At 68.0% G+C, this 16605-nt stretch carries 15 protein-coding genes and 1 pseudogene; 3 read left to right on the top strand and 13 right to left on the bottom strand.

The genetic code is table 11. The features are described 5' to 3' along the window. Positions 1-63: 63 nt before the first annotated feature. Complete coding sequence (locus AC23D6_RS02625; RefSeq protein ID WP_487751287.1) at positions 64-996, top strand: carbohydrate kinase family protein; 933 nt, start codon at positions 64-66, stop codon at positions 994-996. Positions 997-1081: 85 nt separating this feature from the next. Continuing rightward, positions 1082-2577, top strand: a pseudogene (locus AC23D6_RS02620) (GGDEF domain-containing protein). An 18-nt stretch (positions 2578-2595) separates the two neighbouring features. On the opposite strand, the gene AC23D6_RS02615 reads toward AC23D6_RS02620, so the two are convergent. The 6 genes from AC23D6_RS02615 to AC23D6_RS02590 all read right to left on the bottom strand — a co-directional run bounded on the left by AC23D6_RS02615 (position 2596) and on the right by AC23D6_RS02590 (position 10547). Next, a complete protein-coding gene (locus AC23D6_RS02615) occupies positions 2596-3333 on the bottom strand; it encodes a hypothetical protein (RefSeq protein ID WP_487751286.1) in 738 nt (245 codons plus the stop codon). Beyond that, entirely contained in the window at positions 3330-4307 is a 978-nt protein-coding gene (locus AC23D6_RS02610; protein ID WP_487751285.1) for an alpha/beta fold hydrolase, read from the bottom strand. The genes AC23D6_RS02615 and AC23D6_RS02610 overlap by 4 nt, the downstream gene beginning before the upstream one ends. A 3-nt stretch (positions 4308-4310) precedes the next feature. Continuing rightward, positions 4311-6224, bottom strand: a complete 1914-nt coding sequence (locus AC23D6_RS02605; protein WP_487751284.1) for a M1 family metallopeptidase — start codon at positions 6222-6224, stop codon at positions 4311-4313. Between the two features lie 76 nt (positions 6225-6300). Continuing rightward, positions 6301-7062 carry a bifunctional demethylmenaquinone methyltransferase/2-methoxy-6-polyprenyl-1,4-benzoquinol methylase UbiE gene (ubiE, locus tag AC23D6_RS02600; protein ID WP_487751283.1) on the bottom strand — a complete coding sequence of 254 codons (762 nt, stop codon included), beginning with the start codon at positions 7060-7062 and terminating at the stop codon, positions 6301-6303. Positions 7063-7108: 46 nt separating this feature from the next. Beyond that, positions 7109-8707 carry a metallopeptidase domain-containing protein gene (locus tag AC23D6_RS02595; protein ID WP_487751282.1) on the bottom strand — a complete coding sequence of 533 codons (1599 nt, stop codon included), beginning with the start codon at positions 8705-8707 and terminating at the stop codon, positions 7109-7111. Positions 8708-8930: 223 nt separating this feature from the next. Beyond that, positions 8931-10547 (bottom strand): metallopeptidase domain-containing protein, encoded by a 1617-nt coding sequence (locus tag AC23D6_RS02590; RefSeq protein WP_487751281.1) that lies wholly within the window; start codon positions 10545-10547, stop codon positions 8931-8933. 145 nt (positions 10548-10692) lie between these two features. Here AC23D6_RS02590 and AC23D6_RS02585 point away from each other — a divergent pair, with 145 nt between their 5' ends. Further along, a complete protein-coding gene (locus AC23D6_RS02585; RefSeq protein WP_487751280.1) occupies positions 10693-11139 on the top strand; it encodes a nucleoside deaminase in 447 nt (148 codons plus the stop codon). A gap of 8 nt (positions 11140-11147) precedes the next feature. On the opposite strand, the gene AC23D6_RS02580 is transcribed toward AC23D6_RS02585, so the two are convergent. From AC23D6_RS02580 to lptM, 7 genes are all read right to left on the bottom strand, one after another. Next, on the bottom strand, positions 11148-11486 hold the full coding sequence (locus AC23D6_RS02580) for a zinc ribbon domain-containing protein YjdM (RefSeq protein ID WP_487751279.1): 339 nt from the start codon (positions 11484-11486) through the stop codon (positions 11148-11150). A gap of 164 nt (positions 11487-11650) precedes the next feature. Continuing rightward, positions 11651-13036: an ATP-dependent protease ATPase subunit HslU gene (gene hslU / locus AC23D6_RS02575; protein ID WP_487751278.1), complete on the bottom strand. Its 1386-nt coding sequence runs from the start codon at positions 13034-13036 to the stop codon at positions 11651-11653. 38 nt (positions 13037-13074) lie between these two features. After that, positions 13075-13626, bottom strand: coding sequence for an ATP-dependent protease subunit HslV (gene hslV / locus AC23D6_RS02570; RefSeq protein ID WP_336188267.1), 552 nt, complete (start codon positions 13624-13626; stop codon positions 13075-13077). 199 nt (positions 13627-13825) lie between these two features. Further along, positions 13826-14704: a tyrosine recombinase XerC gene (gene xerC / locus AC23D6_RS02565; protein WP_487751277.1), complete on the bottom strand. Its 879-nt coding sequence runs from the start codon at positions 14702-14704 to the stop codon at positions 13826-13828. A gap of 136 nt (positions 14705-14840) precedes the next feature. Further along, positions 14841-15515, bottom strand: coding sequence for a DUF484 family protein (locus tag AC23D6_RS02560; protein WP_487751276.1), 675 nt, complete (start codon positions 15513-15515; stop codon positions 14841-14843). Beyond that, positions 15512-16375: a diaminopimelate epimerase gene (gene dapF, locus AC23D6_RS02555; RefSeq protein ID WP_487751275.1), complete on the bottom strand. Its 864-nt coding sequence runs from the start codon at positions 16373-16375 to the stop codon at positions 15512-15514. The genes AC23D6_RS02560 and dapF overlap by 4 nt, the downstream gene beginning before the upstream one ends. Next, entirely contained in the window at positions 16368-16580 is a 213-nt protein-coding gene (gene lptM / locus AC23D6_RS02550) for an LPS translocon maturation chaperone LptM (protein ID WP_487751274.1), read from the bottom strand. The genes dapF and lptM overlap by 8 nt, the downstream gene beginning before the upstream one ends. Positions 16581-16605: the final 25 nt, after the last annotated feature.

Raw genomic sequence — 16605 nt, 5'->3', positions numbered from 1 at the left:
GCGCACGTCCCGCTTTTTCCGGGCGGCCCGGGACGGCCGCACCCTCTCCAGCCGAGTTCGCCGATGTCCGCACTGATCTGTGGTTCCCTTGCCTACGACACCATCATGGTGTTCCCGGACCAGTTCAAGAACCACATCCTGCCGGACAAGGTGCACATCCTGAACGTGTCGTTCCTGGTGCCGCGCATGCGCCGCGAGTTCGGCGGCTGCGCGGGCAACATCGCCTACAACCTGAAGCTGCTGGGCGGCGACCCGATCCCGATGGCCACGGTGGGCCAGGACTTCGGCCCGTATCGCGAGCATTTCGTCGAACAGGGCATCACCCTGTCCCAGGTGAAGGTGATCGACGAGCTGTTCACCCCGCAGGCGTTCATCACCACCGACCACGACAACAACCAGATCACCGCGTTCCACCCGGGCGCGATGATGCGTAGCTACGAGAACCACGTGAAGGACGTGGCCGGGGTGACCTTCGGCATCGTCAGCCCCGACGGGCGCGAGGGCATGCTGCAGAACGCGGCCGAGTTCGCCGACGCCGGCATCCCCTTCATCTTCGACCCGGGCCAGGCCATGCCGCTGTTCAACGGCGAAGAACTGCGCCAGTTCATCGAGCTGACCGACTACGTCACGGTCAACGACTACGAATCCAACCTGCTGCAGGAGCGTACGGGCTGGAGCGAGGCCGACATCGTCAAGCGCGTCAAGGCCTACATCACCACCCGCGGCCCGCACGGCTCGCAGATCCACACGCCCGAGAAGACCTACGACATCCCGCCGGCGCACGAGCGCCGCGTGACCGACCCCACCGGTTGCGGCGACGCGTTCCGCGCCGGCCTGATCTACGGCATCGAGAAGGGCTACGACTGGCTGACCATTGGCCGCATGGGCAACCTGATGGGCGCCCTGAAGGTCGAACACCCGGGTACGCAGAACCAGCGCTTCGACTTCGACGAGTTCAACGAACAGTTCAAGCAGCAGTTCGGCTACGCCCTGTAAGCCTGCTGCGACACCCGCCCTACCCCGCAGGCACTTGCCCGAGCGTCACGCGCCTGGCGTAAGGTAGTCCCCGGGGGAACCGGGGATGGTCTTACCCCCGCGCAGTCGGTTATCGGGCAGGGGCAACATGGTCGGGCAGGTTCGGCACTCCACTCCACGGGACCCCACGGCTCCCGAGTCGCCGTTCGCGACGTTCCGGCGCCTGGCCCTGCAGGCCCTGTGGGTGGCGGGCGTCGTCTTCGCCGCCAGCGGCCTCGGCATCCTGACCCGGCCGGAGCACCAACTGGCCTCGTTCTGGCCCACCAACGCCCTGCTGCTGGGCCTGTTCGCTCGCAAGCCCGGGCTGGCCTCGCCCGCGGGCTGGGCGGCCGCTGCGCTCGGCTACGTGGCGGCCGACCTGCTGACCGGCACGTCGCTGCCGACCACCCTTCGCCTGACCTCGGCCAACCTGGCCGGCGTGCTGGCGGGTTATCTGCTCTTCCGCCACGTCCGCCACGAGGACAGGCGCCTGCAGCACCCGCTATCGATGCTGTGGGTGCTCGCGGTGTCCGCCGTGGCGGCGCTGGCCGCCAGCCTGGTGGGCAGCCTGACCTCGCACGCGATGCTGCGGATGGGGTTCCTGACGGCGAGCGGTTTCTGGTTCTCCGCCGAACTGGTCAGCTACGTCGCCATCCTGCCCGTGGTGTTGCTGGCGCCGTCCCCGGCCGGCTTCGTGCGCACGCTGCGCGGACAGGCCGGGCGCGCCCGGCATCGTCCGGCGCTGGTGCTGCCGGTGGTCGCACTGGCGTTGGCGATCCTGCTGGGCGTGGCCATCGGGGGGCCCGGGGCCATTGCGTTCCCGGTCCCGGCGCTGCTGTGGTGCGCGCTGGCCTACCGGCTGTTCACCACCGCCCTGGTCACGATGCTGCTGTGCATGTGGACGCTGATCGCGATCGCCACCGGCCTCATCGACCTGCAGCTGCAGGAAGCCAGCGTGCAGCCGGTGATCTCGCTGCGGATGGGCATGGCCCTGCTCGCGGTGGCGCCGCTGACGGTGGCCAGCGTGAACGCCGCCCGCAACCACCTGCTCGCCACCTTGAACCATGCCGCCGACCACGATGCGCTGACCGGCGTGCTCAATCGCAGTGCGTTCCTGAGGCGCGGGCGGCAGCGGCTCGACCGGAGCCGCGAGGACGAGGCCCCGGTCGCGGCGATGATGCTGGACCTGGACCACTTCAAGTCGGTCAACGACCGACACGGCCACGCGGCCGGCGATGCGGTGCTGGCGGCCTTCGCGCAGCGCATGCAAACGCACCTGCGCGAGGACGGCCTGTTCGGCCGCTTCGGCGGCGAAGAATTCGCGGTGCTGCTGCCGGGCGTGGAGGCCGACGCCGCACTTGCGGTCGGCGAGCGGCTACGCTGATCGCCAGCGAACCCGTGCTGCTCGATGACGGCCGCACGCTGGATGTGACCGTCAGCGTCGGGGTCGCGGTGTCGTCGGGCGGTGACGCCGGCCGTCTCGAGGATCTGCTGCACCAGGCCGACAACGCGCTCTATCGCGCCAAGGCGATGGGACGGAACCGGGTCATCGCCGCGGCTTGACGCGGACCCTTCGCCGGATCAGTCCCAGCCGGGCATCTGGCTGCCATCCAGGCCGCCGGTCTCGAACACGGCCTTGCGGGTCCCGCCGTTCTTCACCGGAAACTCGATCTCCAGCACTTGCGTCTTGCGCGCGAGGCGCCACAGCGCCTTGTTGTCGTCGACGAACATCGCCGTCGCTTCGTCGGTATCGGGGCGGTTGGCCGACATCTTCCGCGCCGCGGCGCCGTCGGCGACCGCGCTGACGCTGCAGCGGCTGTAGCACGCCTTGGCGAAATCGCTGGCCTGCAGCACGAGGTAGCTGCTGCGCTTCCACTTCGGATGGTCACGGAACACCAGCTGCACCGGCTTGGCGCCGCTGCCGTCCACGTCGACCGGATCCTTGCTGAGGATGGCCGCGGAGCGCTGCGTGCCCCCGTCCGCGGCGACCTGCGAGTAGTCCCACAGCGATTCCATCCGGCGCTGCTCGCGCGCGCCCTCGGCCTTGGCCTTGATCTCCTCCAGCCCGGGGCCGATCCGCTTGGCGGCGGCGCTTTCCGGGTACTGGTCGAGCAGCGCAACGCCGTGGATGCGCGCCATGTCCCAGTCGCGCGAGGCCACCGCGCTGTCGTACTTCTTCGCCACCTCGTCGGCCTGCTGCTCCTGCGCCGCCGCCTGCGCGGCAGCGGCCGCGGCGCGCTCGGCCTCGCGGTCGCCACAGCCCGCCAAGGCGAGGATGCACGCCGCCAGCAGCAGTCCCTTCCCTACATGCTTGTTCATCTTGCCGTTCCTCGTTCAATCAACAGGGCGACCGAGGCCGCCACGTCATCGGGTCTTTCCATGATGGACATATGGCCGCAACCCTCGAGTGAAACCTGCAGCGCCTGCGGCATCTGCGCGGCGTACAGCGCCATCGCACTGGCGTCGATCACCTTGTCCTGCCGGCACCACAGCAGCAGCGCCGGCTGCCGGATCGAGGCCGCCGCCTCGCCCGGCAGGAAGCGCTCGCTGCTGCGGCCGATGCGATCCAGTACCTGCTGCTCGAACGGCGCCTGAGCAATGCGCCAGTCGATCACCGCCCGCGACACCGGCCACGGCAGCGGAGGTTGCGCGGCGCGATCGTTGAATACCGTGTCCAGGTAGCGCTGCAGCGACGCTTCGTCGTGGACCGCGAACGGATTGCCGCCAGCCAGAACTTCCTCGCCGAAGCGGTTGTCACGGAAGCGCACGCCGGCCGCGTCGATCAGGGCCACGCGCGCGACCCGTTCCGGATGTCGTGCGGCCACGAGGGCGACGATGCCGCCACCCATCGAGTGACCGACCAGCACGATGGGGCTGCCCTCGCGCTGGATCGCCTGCAGAAACGCCGCAAGGCGATCGGCCTGCGCGACGAAGCCATAGTCGGCACCGGCCACGCGCTGGCTTTCGCCCCAGCCGGGCAGATCCGGAATCACCAGCCGATAGTGCCCGCCCAGGCGCTCCGCCAGCGGATACCAGTTTTCCTTGCTGCCGGTGAAGCCGTGCACCAGCACCACCGTCGGCGCGCCGGGCGTTTCCGCTTCGCGCTCGTCGTAAGCCCAGCGATGGTCGCCGATGCGCACGCGCGCTTCGGTCAGGCCGATCCACCAGCCCTGCAACGCCATCGCGCCGCGCAGGGGCGCCATCGGATCGCGCCAGACCCAGGCGAGCAGCGCGCAAACGAGAACGGCCGCCACGAGGGCGACCGTCCTTGCACGGGCCAGGCGAACCGGCATGCCTTACTGGCCTGCCGAGGCCTTCGCCAGCACGGCCTCGACCGAACCGGTCGTGATCGGGTGGTAGCCCGGCTTGGCGCGTGCGAAGGTCTCCTGCGCGAACGCCAGGCCATCCGGCGTTTTCACCAGTTCCTCGTAGATCGGCATGATCAGCTTGCGACGACCGACACGCTCGATGAACTTGGCGATTTCCGGGCGCGCATCCACGTAGCCGCTGCGGATCGTCAGCGGGTACCAGCGCATGGCGATCTCGCCATTGGCGGTACTGGTGAAGTGGTAGGCGTCATCGAGCTGCTTCACCTGTTCGACGGTGAGCTTGTCGCCCATGCCCTCGATGAAGTGCACCCACTGCTGGGTGATCCAGGTGTTGGTGAGCTGCGGATTCGGCAGCTGGCCGCTGCCCTGCCACGCGATGCGCGCGGTATCGGTGTTGGAGAAGCCACGCGATTGCACCTGCGGGGCGCCCGCCGGGATGCCCGGCGCGTAGATCCACTCCTGGATCTCCGCATCGCTGACCAGGTTGGGGTGCTTGTCGAACAAGTGCTTCTTCGCGTAATCCAGGAACTGCTCGGTGGTGATGCTCTGGAAGGCGAAGTGGTCGAAGTAGCCGCGCAGGAAGGCGTCGAACTCCTGCCGGCCGAAACGCTCCTCCAGCATCTGCAGGAACCACGCGCCCTTGTCGTAGGACACGGCGCTGAGCGCGTCGTCGGCATCCAGCTTCGTGCCCGGCTTCACCGCCAGCGCCTGCGTGGCCTCCGGCATGGTGGCGATTTCCTTCTTCAGGCCATTGCGCGCGATCGCGTACTCCATGCTGGACTGTTCCTTGCCATACAGGGATTCGACGATGCGGTTCTCCACGTAGCTGGTGAAGCCCTCGTTGAGCCAACCGTGCTTGGCACTGGAGAAGGTCACCAGGTTACCCGACCAGCTGTGCGCCAGTTCATGCGCGATCAGCGAGACCAGCGTCTTGTCGCCGACGATCACGGTGGGCGTGATGAAGCTCAGGCGCGGGTTCTCCATGCCGCCGTACGGGAACGACGGCGGCAGCACCAGCATGTCGTAGCGATCCCAGCGGTAGGGGCCGTACAGCTGCTCGGTGGTGGCGATCATCTTCTCGGTGTCTTCGAACTCCTTCGTGGCCTTGTCGACCATCGCCGGCTCGGCCCACACACCGCTGCGCGCGGAGATCGGCTTGAAGACCAGGTCGCCTGCGGCGATCGCCATCAGGTACGACGGGATCTTCTGCGGCATCTTGAAGGTGTAGTCGCCATCGCGCGCCGCAGCCGGATCGTTGTCGGCGCTCATCAGCACCATCACGTCCGGGCGCGAGGTCACGTGCGCGCTGTAGGTGTAGCGCACCTGCGGCGTGTCCTGCAGCGGCACCCAGCTGCGCGCATGGATCTGCTGCGACTGGCTGAACATGAAGGGCAGCTGCTTGCCCTCGGTCATTTCCGGCGTCAGCCACTGCAGGCCCGAGGCCTCCGGCGAGCTCTTGTAGGTGACCCTGACCTTGGCGTTGCGCGCCGGCGTCTCGATGGTCAGCTTGCTGCCCAGCACCGGATCCTTGGCGGCCAGCGCGTACTGCAGCGGCGCCCAGGCGTTATTGGCCTCGCCCTCGACCTTTTCGATGTTCAGGTCGCGCGTATCCAGCACCAGCTGGGTGGCGGCCTTGTCCTTCCAGTCCAGGGTGTAGGTGGCGGTGCCGCCGATGGTCTTGGTGTCGAAGTCGACGGCGATGTCCAGGGCCAGGTCAGCGATGGCGACCTTCTGCGGTTCGGCGTAGGAGTGCTCGTCGTGGTCCGCGACCTGGGCGACGGCGGGTTTCTTGGGCGTGGCCACGGGCGTGGTCTCGGGTTCCTTGGAGCACCCGGCCGCCAGTACGGCAGCGCAGGACAACAGCAAAGCCAGTGAACGCATCAGGGGACTTCCAGCGATCGGGGGAAGCCGCCAGTTTACCGCGCCGTGCGACCCGTGGTCCCTGACCCCGCGCCCCTCAGACCTTGTAGCCGGTGTGGATGGCCACGATGCCGGCCGACAGGTTACGGAAGCGGGTCCGGGCGAAACCGGCCGCGTCCATCATGCCCTGCAGTTCCGCCTGCGGCGGGTGCTTGCGGATGCTCTCGGCCAGGTACTGGTAGCTGCCGGCATCCTGGGCGAACAGCTGCCCCAGCTTCGGCAGCACCTTGAACGAATGGAAATCGTAGACCGGCTTGAACCAGTCGACGGTCACTTCCGAGAACTCCAGCACGCGCGCCTGTCCGCCCACCTTCAGCACGCGATGCATTTCGCGCAACGCGGCGTCCTTGTCGGTGACATTGCGCAGCCCGAAGGCGATCGTGACCAGATCGAAGCTGGCATCCGGGAACGGCAAGGCCTCGGCGTTGCACTGCACGTACTCCAGACCCTGCACCAGGCCGCGGTCGGTCAGGCGGTCGCGACCCACCGACAGCATGCCGGCGTTGATGTCGCCCAGCACGATCTGCCCGGTATCGCCCACGCGGTCCTTCAGCAGCGCGGCGATATCGCCGGTACCGCCGGCGAGGTCAAGCACGCGATCGCCGCGCTTGACCTGGCATGTGCCCACGAAATAGCGCTTCCAGACCCGATGGATGCCCAGGCTCATCAGGTCGTTCATCAGGTCGTACTTGCCGGCGACCGAGGTGAAGACCTCGCCGACCAGCTTCTGCTTCTCGCGGGCGGCGACGTCGCGGAAGCCGAAATGGGTGGTGCCGCGCTCGTAGGGGGATTCGCTCATGCCCCGATTATCGCACTACGACGGGTGGGCCGGGTCGCCGCCTGTTTCACGGCTCCAGGAGCGTGCACAGGACCGGGTGCCGCAGCAGGCGGGGCAACGCGTTGCAGCGCCCCGCCGCCGTACCGGCGCGCGTCGTAGACACGGGCATCGTGGGCGTGCGGCTACCCACCGGCGGCTGCGATGAAGCCGTGGGCGTGGCGGGCTTCACCAGCGCCGGCGCAGGCGAGCTCATCGAGCGGGGCCGCGGGCCCACGCGCACGCGGAACCCCTCCGCCGTAGCGGCGACGACTTCGACCCAGTGGCGTTCGTCGGGCGTGTTCCAGCGCTCGCCGACCTTGAGCATCGAACCCTCGTTGTTGGACACGTCGGCGACCGGCGTGGCTGCATCGATGCTGTAGGCGATGCCGTAATCCTCCAGCGTGTGGATGATCACCGCATCGCCGGCGAGCTTGGATTCGTAGGTGCCGGTGCGCCGGCGCGCTTCCAGCGTGTAGATCACCGTCTTGTAGGGGTCCGCCTGCGTCGGCAGCGCGAGGATCACCAGTTGCGTATTGGACGAATCACGCAGGCTGCCGGCATCCAGGACGAACTCGTACGTCTCCTGGTTGTCGGCACCGATCGTGCGCTTGCGCGCGGCGGGCAACCAGCCCAGCCGCTCGCGCTGGTACATGGTGACGTGCTTGGGCAGCGTACCGAAGGTGGCATCGCTGGCGGCGTTGCGCCATGCATCGCTCATCAGGTCCCACGGGTTGTCGTAGGTATCGGCGTCGCCATCGGAGTTGTTGGAGTGCGGCAGGCCGTAACCGTGGCCCATTTCGTGGGCGAGCGGCGCCAGGTTCGCGAACGACCACGGCGGGCTCCACGTCACCCGCGTGCAGGTATAGGCGCCGTCCAGCGTGGCGCAGGCACCGCCGCCCCAGGCGTTGCCGTCCAGTTCGCCATTGAACATCAGGTTCACGCCCTGTACGCCCCGGAAGTCGACCTCGGCATCCGCTGCCGCGGCGCAGTCGATGAAAAGCTGCGACAGCTGCGCTTTCTGCTTGCCGTTGACGACGGTCAGATAGGCCTCGCGCGGATGCGGCAACGCATACCACCCGTGCGCGGAACTGCCGGCCAGATCGATCTGCCCGTACGACACTTCCGACCAGTAGTGGCCGAGTTGGCCCGGCGCATTGCCGTACTGGGACTGGAAGAACTCGCGCGGCTTCTGCTCGGTGGCGATGTCGGCGAACTTGCACATCAGCGTCACCCAGCGCGTGCTGCCCTGCACCGGCGCCGCGGCCATCACGCGCGCGTCCGCGCCTGCGACCGTGGCGCGCGCGGCGACGCGGCCCGTGGGAACGATCGCGTCGATGGTCGGCGCGAGGGATACGACGCGCTGCGTCTTCGCGGCCGGCGTCTGGTAAGACACGGCGACGTGGCGGTTGGCGAGCGCGTACAGGTCGCCCGCCGCGCGGCGCGCCTGCGCGGCATCGAGCGCGATACGCTGCCCCGGCGCAGTCTCGAGCCAGACGTCCAGGTGCGGTGCGGCCTGCGCACGGCCTGGCGCCGGGCGCGGAGGATCCGCCCACTGCAGCTGCAGGATGCCCTGCACGACGTTGTCCGCACGGGACGGTACCGCGACGAACATGCATGCCAGTGCCAACACGAATCCGACGGCCCACGCATGCGCGCACGACCGTCGCGCGTCGGCGAATCGTTGATGGACCACGCGCGACTCCACTCACGGCGAGCGGGCCGGAATGGCACCGCCATGCTGCGATGTCGGCCGCTACGTGGGCGGCTTGAGGGTTTCTGTTCGCGGATGTTCCGAACTGCGATGCGCGTCCGCAAACGCGATGCCGTCGCGTCGGGGATTCCCCTACGCGTCAGCGCTCGCGCGTCGAACAACCCCCACGGGGACCCGCGGGCTTCGCGCATGGCGCGGTCGTCGGCGCACGCGTACGCCCCACCTGGACCTGCGTGCCCGTGGTCGCCGGCATGGACGATGCCGAGGTGCCGCTCGGCTTCAGGCGCGGTGGATTGGGGCTGCTCATCACCCGCGGCGGCCCGACGGTCAACAGAAATCCCGTGGCGGTCTGCGCGGTGACGGTCACCGCATGCGTTCCTTCCGGCGTGAGCCAGCGCTCGCCGACCTTGAACATCGACCCCTCGTTGTTGGCGGTATCGGCCGGCGGGACGTCCGCATCCATGCTGTAGGCGGTGCCCGAAGCCTGGATCTTGTGGATGATCACCGCATCACCGGCCAGCGCCCCCTCGTATGCACCTTCGCGCTTGCGGGCCTCCAGCGTGTACACCACCGTGGCGTACGGATCGGCTTGCGGCGAGAGCGACAGCACGAGCATCTGCACGTTGGTGGATCCGGCGATGTGCGCGTAGTCGAGCGCGATCTGGCGCGTCGCGAGGTCGCCCAGCACCAACACCTGCTGGCGCGCGGCATCCACCCAGCTCAGGCGATGGCGCTGGAAGATGTTGATGTGCTTGGGCCGGGCGCCGTACGTGGCATCACGCACCACGTTGCTCCAGCCATCGCTCATCACGTCCCACGGGTTGTCGTAGGTATCGTCGTCGCCATCGGAGTTGTCCGAATGCGGCAGGCCGTAGCCGTGCCCCATTTCGTGCGCGAGCGGCGCCAGGTTGCTGAAGGACCACGGCGGGTTCCAGGTCACGCGCGTGCAGAAACTGGCGCGCCCCTCCAACGGGGCACAACTACCGCCGCCCCACGCGTAGCCGTCCAACTCCCCGTTGAACATCATGTTCACGCCCTGCACGCTGGCGAAGTCGACGGTCGCGTCGGCCGCCGCGCCACAGTCAGCAAAGAGTTTCCGCAGGTCCGCCTTGTCCTTGCCGTTCTCCTGGGTGACGTAGTAACTCCGCGGTTGCGGCAGGGTGAACCAGCCATAGGCGCTGCTGCCTGTCAGGCTGATCTTGTTGTAAGACACCTCGCGCCAGTAGTGGCCCAGTTGGCCGACCGACTCGCCGTACTGGGACTGGAAGAAAGGAAGTGCCTTCTGCTCGGTGGCGATGTCGCTGAACTTGCACATCAGCGTGACCCAGCGGGTGACCCCGCCGACCGGCGCAGCGGCCGCCACGCGCGCGACCGCACCGCTGGCCTGCGCCGATTGGGTGACGCGATCCGCCGGGACGATGGCCTCAATGGGCGGGGCCGACGGCATCAGCTTGCCCGGCACGCCGAACGCAATCGCCACGCGGCGGTTGGCCAGCACGTACAGATCGCCCGCCGCCTTGCGCGCCTGCGCAGGATCCAGCGCGAGCCGGCTGCCGTCGTCCTTCACCAGATGCGCGCGGAAACGTGTCGCCTCGCGGGGAGCGCCTGCGGGCGCCGGCGCCGGATCGCCCCACTCGAGTTGCAGCAACCCCTGCTCGATGGTCTGCGCACGCGCCTCCGCGCCCGCCAGCGCGGCCATGGCCACGCCGAAGACGAGCGCGAAACCGCGACCCATCGTGATGATGTCCTTGTCCATGATCCCCTGGCTCCTCCGGGCGGCCTGTCCCGCACCTGCCTGGATGCCAGACACGTCGCGGAGCGCGCTGCGAGTGGCGTCACACTAGGCGATATGTGAAGCTGGATTCCTAGAGCCGCGTCACGCTCCCCCGTCCGAGAACCCCATGATCGACTACCGCGCCCTGCTCGAAACCGCCGTCGCCGAAGCCCGCCAGGGCCTGGCCGAGGGCGGCATTCCCATCGGCGCGGCGCTCTACCACAACGACGGACGCCTGCTCGGCTGCGGCCACAACCGTCGGGTGCAGGAAGGCGACCCCTCCGTGCACGGCGAGACCGATGCCTTCCGCAAGGCCGGCCGTCAGCGCCGCTACCGCGACACGATCATGGTCACCACGCTGGCGCCGTGCTGGTACTGCAGCGGGCTGGTGCGCCAGTTCAACATCGGCACGGTCGTGGTGGGCGAATCGGTGACCTTCCAGGGCGGCATCGACTGGCTGCGCGACTCCGGCGTCGAGGTCATCGACCTGCAGAGCGAGGAATGCATCACGATGCTCGGCGACTACATCCGCGCCAATCCCGAGGTGTGGAACGAGGATATCGGCGAGGATTGAGGTCCCACTCAAGCCTTGCGGACGAACTCCGACTTGAGCTTCATCGCGCCGATGCCGTCGATCTTGCAATCGATGTCGTGGTCGCCGTCGACCAGGCGGATGTTCTTGACCTTGGTGCCCACCTTCACCACCAGCGACGAACCCTTGACCTTCAGGTCCTTGATGACGGTGACGGTGTCGCCGTCCTGCAGCAGGTTGCCGTTGGCGTCCTTGATCACGCGCGCGTCGTCGCTGGCGCCGGCAGCTTCGGCAGACCACTCGTGGCCGCACTCCGGACACACCAGCTGCACGCCGTCCTCGTAGGTATAGGCCGAGGCGCACTGGGGACAGGGAGGCAACGTGCTCATGGAAACGAAGGTGGGAGGAAGACGCATCGATTGTAACCGACGCGACGCGCCCGCCTCCCGACGCACCGCCGTAGAGTCGAGCTTGCTCGAACCCGCACTACTTGGTCGCTTTTTCGGAACACGCGCAGAAGCAGCGGAGCAAGCTCCGCTCTACGAGGTTCCGTTTACAGGATGTAGCGGCTGAGGTCCGGGTCCTGCACCAGCTCGCCCAGATGCGCGTCGACGTAGGCGCGGTCGATGGTGATGCTCTGGCCGTCGCGGTCAGGGGCTTCGTAGCTCAGCGCGTCCAGCAGGCGCTCGAGCACGGTGTGCAGGCGGCGTGCGCCGATGTTCTCCTGGCGCTCGTTGACCAGCGCGGCGATCTCGGCGAGACGGTCGATGGCGTCGTCGCTGAAACGCAACGCCACGCCTTCGGTCTTCATCAGCTCAACGTATTGCTTGCTGAGCGCCGCCTTGGGCTCGGTGAGGATGCGGATGAAGTCCTCCTTGCTCAGCGCCGACAGTTCGACGCGGATCGGGAAGCGGCCCTGCAGTTCCGGGATCAGGTCGCTGGGCTTGGCCAGGTGGAACGCGCCGGACGCGATGAACAGGATGTGGTCCGTCTTCACCGTGCCGTACTTGGTCGAGACGTTGCTGCCTTCCACCAGCGGCAACAGGTCGCGCTGCACGCCCTCGCGGCTGACATCGGCGCCGCCGACGTTGCCGCTGCGCTTGGCGACCTTGTCGATCTCGTCGATGAAGACGATGCCGTGCTGTTCGCAGGCTTCGATGGCGGCGGCGCGGATGTCGTCCTCGTTGACCAGCTTGCCGGCTTCCTCTTCGATCAGCTGCGGACGCGCGGCTTTGATCGTCACGGTGCGCTTGTGGGTTTTGCCACCGCCCAGGTTGGAGAACATCTGGCGCAGCTGCTGACCCATCTCCTCCATGCCGGGCGGCGTCATGATGTCGACGCCGACGTTGGCGGAGAGCTCGAGCTCGATCTCGCGCTCGTCCAGGTCGCCGTTGCGCAATTGGCGGCGAAGCTTCTGCCGCGTTTCGGATTCCTTCGACGATGGCTCCGCGCCGATGTCGACGGTGGTGGTGTTCGCACCGAAGCCGAAGCCGCCACCCGCGCCTTCGCGACGCGGCAGCAGGGCGTCGAGGATACGGTCTTCCGCACGCTCCTCGGCCTGCGTGCGCATGCGCGCCTTGGCCTGCTCGCGGTACATCTTCACCGCGGTGTCGGCCAAGTCGCGGACGATCTGCTCGACGTCCTTGCCCACGTAACCGACTTCGGTGAAGCGCGTGGCTTCGACCTTCACGAACGGCGCGTTGGCCAGCGTCGCCAGGCGGCGCGCGATCTCGGTCTTGCCGACGCCGGTCGGGCCGATCAGCAGGATGTTCTTCGGCATCACCTCATTGCGCAGGCTGGCGTCCAGCTGCATGCGGCGCCAGCGGTTGCGCAGCGCGATCGCCACCGCGCGCTTGGCGGCCTGCTGGCCGACGATGTGGCGGTCCAGTTCCTGCACGATCTCGCGCGGGGTCATCGTGGATGAGGAATTTTCGGTCATGGGGATGTATTCGATGGGCTGCGATCAGGGGCGGGAGCTCAGAGCTCCTCGACCACCACGTTGCGGTTGGTGTAGATGCAGATGTCGCCGGCGATGTTCAGCGACTCGACGGCAATGGACTTCGCATCGAGTTCGGTGTGGGCAAGCAGCGCGCGTGCAGCCGACAGCGCGTAGGAGCCCCCCGAGCCGATGGCGATGATGCCGTCCTCCGGCTCGATGACGTCGCCGGTGCCGCTGATGATCAGCGAGGTTTCCTTGTCGGCGACGGCCAGGAGCGCCTCGAGCTTGCCGAGGCGGCGCTCGGTGCGCCAATCCTTCGCCAGTTCGACGGCGGCCCGCGTCAGCTGGCCATGTTTCTCCAGCTTGGCTTCGAACAATTCGAAAAGCGTGAACGCATCGGCTGCGGCGCCGGCGAAACCGGCCAGCACCTGGCCATCGCGGCCGAGCCGGCGCACCTTGCGCGCATTGCCCTTCATCACGGTGTGGCCCAGCGTCACCTGGCCATCGCCGGCGACGGCGACGCGGCCGTTGCGCCGCACGGACAGGATCGTGGTGGCGTGGAAGACGTTTGGATTCTGGCTGGGGTCCATGGAGGCCTCCGGGGTGTTCCCCCAGAGGTGGGGACGCGAGACAGCGGTTCAAGCATGACCTTCGGGTCAGCGACATGGGCAGGGGAGCCGCCCGCCGTAGGCTGGGATGCAGCGCAGCGGAATCCCAGCATGCCACCGCCCGGCATCCCGATGCTGGGATTACGCGTTGCTTCATCCCAGCCTACGGCTCTACGGCTTCTTATTTCTTCCGCTTGGCCCTGGGATGCGCCGCGTCGTACACCTTGGCCAGGTGCTGGAAGTCCAGGTGCGTGTAGATCTGCGTCGTGGCGATATCGGCGTGGCCGAGTAATTCCTGCACGCCGCGCAGGTCGCCGGAGGATTCGAGGATATGGCTGGCGAAACTGTGGCGCAGCATATGCGGATGCACGTGCTTGAACAGCCCTTGCCGCTGCGCCAGCTGCTTGATGCGGATCTGCACGGCGCGCTGCGAGAGCGGCCCGTCGCCGCGCCCCGGAAAAACGAATGCCTCGTTGCCGGCAGGACGCTCCTGGCGCCATTCTTCCAGCGCACGGCGCGCATGCGATCCAACCGGCACGCGCCGCTCCTTGCTGCCCTTGCCGAGCACGTTGACCATGCCGCCGGCCATGTCGAGATCGCGCCAGCGCAGCGTGCACAGCTCGCTCAGGCGCAGGCCGGAGGAATAGAACAGCTCCAGCAGCGCGCGATCGCGCCTGCCGAGCGGCGCGTCGGTGGGCACTTCGACCAGGCGCACCGCTTCATCGGCGTCCAGCACTTGCGGCAGCTTGCGCGGCGCCTTGGGCGCCCGCAGCGCCGCGGCAGGACTGGCTGCGATACGGCCGTGCTTCAGCAGCCACTGGTAGAAGCTGCGACAGGCCGACAGACGCCGTTGCAGGCTCTTGGGCGACAGCCCACGGCGATGCTCGGCGGCGACGAAGCCGCGCAGCTGTTCGGCTTGCAGGTCGGCCACGTCGGCGGTCTGCTGTGCCTGCGCCCAGTCCGTCAGCGCGGCGAGATCGCGCCGGTAGGCATCCAGCGTGTGCGCGGAGACGCGGCGTTCGACCTCAAGATGGGCGAGAAAGTCGGCGACTGCGTACATTCCTGTGGTCCATCATTCCGGCGTTCGCCGGAATCCATGTGGCCTTTGCGTGTGTCTTGCGCGGCACATCGAAAGCGCAAGAGCGAAATGGATTCCGGCGTTCGCCGGAATGACGGAAGGAGAGGCCAGCGTCCGCTCAACCATCGAACCGCTTCAACGCCGTCGCCAGCGTCTCGCCCATCATGCGCAGGAACAGCGTGCCCATGCCCGGGTAGAAGCGGTTGCTGTCACGGCTGCCGACGGCGACCAGGCCGATGCCGGGCAACGGCAGTAGCGCCGACGAGGCGACTTCTTCGGCGCGCGAGCCGTACAGCAACACGTGCTTCTCGGGCTGCAGGCGGCCACAGATCGGCTCGCCATCGCGCAGGCAGTCGCGGAACGGTGCCATGTGCGGGTTGTCGGCCGGCACGACCTGCAGCCACTCGTTCTCCTCCAGGCCGGCGATGGGCTCGAGCAGGACGATGCTGACGCGATCGCCATTGAAATCCTCGGCCAGCGCCGCCGCCATCGCACGGACCGTGTCGGCGGCGCTGCCCTGCTTCATCAGCGTGAGCGCCAGCTGGTGCGTGCGCACGGCCAGGCGTTCATTCTCCTGCGCGTTGCCGAACAGGTCGTTGAGGCGCTTGGACAGTTCGCGGTTCTTGTCGCGCAGGACCTCCAGCTGGTAACTGGCCAGCGACGCGGTCGGACCGTCGTCGCGCGGCACCACCAGGCTCAGGGCCAGGTCGGGGAACTGCTTGAGGAACGTCGGGTGCCGGCGAAGCCAGGCCGCGACTTCGTGGGCGCCCAGCTTTTCGAGTGTCTCGCTCATGCTTTCCATTCCCCTTCGAATACGAATGCCGCTGGTCCGGACATGATGACCGGCGCATCGTCGGACGGCCAGCGGATGCGCAGCTCGCCACCCGGCAGCGCGATGGCCACGTCACGGTCCACGCGATCGCGGCGGATCAGCACCGCCGCGGCCGCGCAGGCGCCACTGCCGCAGGCCAGCGTCTCGCCGACCCCGCGCTCGTAGACGCGCAGGCGCACGCGGTCGCGCGCGACGACTTCGGCGAAACCGACGTTGACCGATTCCGGGAAATGCGGCGAGCGCTGCAGCAGCGGACCGTAGTGGCGCACGGGCGCGGCATCCGCGGACGGCACCTCGATCACGGCATGCGGATTGCCCATCGACACGGCGCCGAAGCGCAGCTTCACGCCTTCATCGACATCGGCGTCGTATTCGGCATGCGGCTGATCGAACCCCCGCAACGGGATGCGCGCCGGCGCGAATTCCGGCACCCCCATGGCGATCGCGTAGCGATCCTCGCCGATGCGCTCGACGCCATGCGTGGCCAACGGGCTGTCGACGAGGAACGTTTCGCCTCGCGCCGCGCCATCGCGCACCAGCCACGCCGCCACGCAGCGTGCGCCATTGCCGCATTGCTGCGACGGCGAACCGTCGGCGTTCCAGATGCCGTACGCCGCGACCGCGCCGGACGAACGCGGCGGCTCGATGGTCAGGATCTGATCGCAACCCACGCCGCGATGGCGATCGGCCAGGCGTGCGGCCAGCGCGGCATCCGGTGGCGGCAGCCCGTCGCGCAGGTCCAGCACGACGAAGTCGTTGCCCGCGCCGTGCATCTTGGTGAAACGCATGGACGTCCCCCGCGTGCGGGCCGGCTCAACCATTCCCGTCGGTGGCCGGCACGGTGGCCGGATCGATCGGCGGTTCGGCCGGCAGCGTCGGTGCGGGCGGGGTCTCGGGCGTCGTCACCGGGGTGACCGGGGGCTCTTCGGCCGGCTTTTCCGGCAGGAACAGCGGACCCTTGGCTCCGCAGGCGGACAGGGCCGCCATCAGGGCGGCGGCGGCGAAAAGACGGGCGTTCCGGTTCATGCCGCGAGTATAGCCACAGGGCGAT

It is taken from the genome of Pseudoxanthomonas sp. G3, assembly GCF_057654715.1.
The sequence above is the reverse complement of the archived record's forward strand: the minus strand, read 5'-3'. Positions and strand labels throughout refer to the sequence as shown.

Excerpts from the sequence above, each read along its gene's own strand:
- AC23D6_RS02625 (WP_487751287.1), top strand. The coding sequence starts at position 64 with ATGTCCGCACTGATCTGTGGTTCCCTTGCCTACGACACCATCATGGTG.
- AC23D6_RS02615 (WP_487751286.1), bottom strand. The coding sequence starts at position 3,333 with ATGAACAAGCATGTAGGGAAGGGACTGCTGCTGGCGGCGTGCATCCTC.
- AC23D6_RS02610 (WP_487751285.1), bottom strand. The coding sequence starts at position 4,307 with ATGCCGGTTCGCCTGGCCCGTGCAAGGACGGTCGCCCTCGTGGCGGCC.
- AC23D6_RS02605 (WP_487751284.1), bottom strand. The coding sequence starts at position 6,224 with ATGCGTTCACTGGCTTTGCTGTTGTCCTGCGCTGCCGTACTGGCGGCC.
- ubiE (WP_487751283.1), bottom strand. The coding sequence starts at position 7,062 with ATGAGCGAATCCCCCTACGAGCGCGGCACCACCCATTTCGGCTTCCGC.
- AC23D6_RS02590 (WP_487751281.1), bottom strand. The coding sequence starts at position 10,547 with ATGGACAAGGACATCATCACGATGGGTCGCGGTTTCGCGCTCGTCTTC.
- AC23D6_RS02585 (WP_487751280.1), top strand. The coding sequence starts at position 10,693 with ATGATCGACTACCGCGCCCTGCTCGAAACCGCCGTCGCCGAAGCCCGC.
- AC23D6_RS02580 (WP_487751279.1), bottom strand. The coding sequence starts at position 11,486 with ATGAGCACGTTGCCTCCCTGTCCCCAGTGCGCCTCGGCCTATACCTAC.
- hslU (WP_487751278.1), bottom strand. The coding sequence starts at position 13,036 with ATGACCGAAAATTCCTCATCCACGATGACCCCGCGCGAGATCGTGCAG.
- hslV (WP_336188267.1), bottom strand. The coding sequence starts at position 13,626 with ATGGACCCCAGCCAGAATCCAAACGTCTTCCACGCCACCACGATCCTG.
- xerC (WP_487751277.1), bottom strand. The coding sequence starts at position 14,704 with ATGTACGCAGTCGCCGACTTTCTCGCCCATCTTGAGGTCGAACGCCGC.
- AC23D6_RS02560 (WP_487751276.1), bottom strand. The coding sequence starts at position 15,515 with ATGAGCGAGACACTCGAAAAGCTGGGCGCCCACGAAGTCGCGGCCTGG.
- dapF (WP_487751275.1), bottom strand. The coding sequence starts at position 16,375 with ATGGTTGAGCCGGCCCGCACGCGGGGGACGTCCATGCGTTTCACCAAG.
- lptM (WP_487751274.1), bottom strand. The coding sequence starts at position 16,580 with ATGAACCGGAACGCCCGTCTTTTCGCCGCCGCCGCCCTGATGGCGGCC.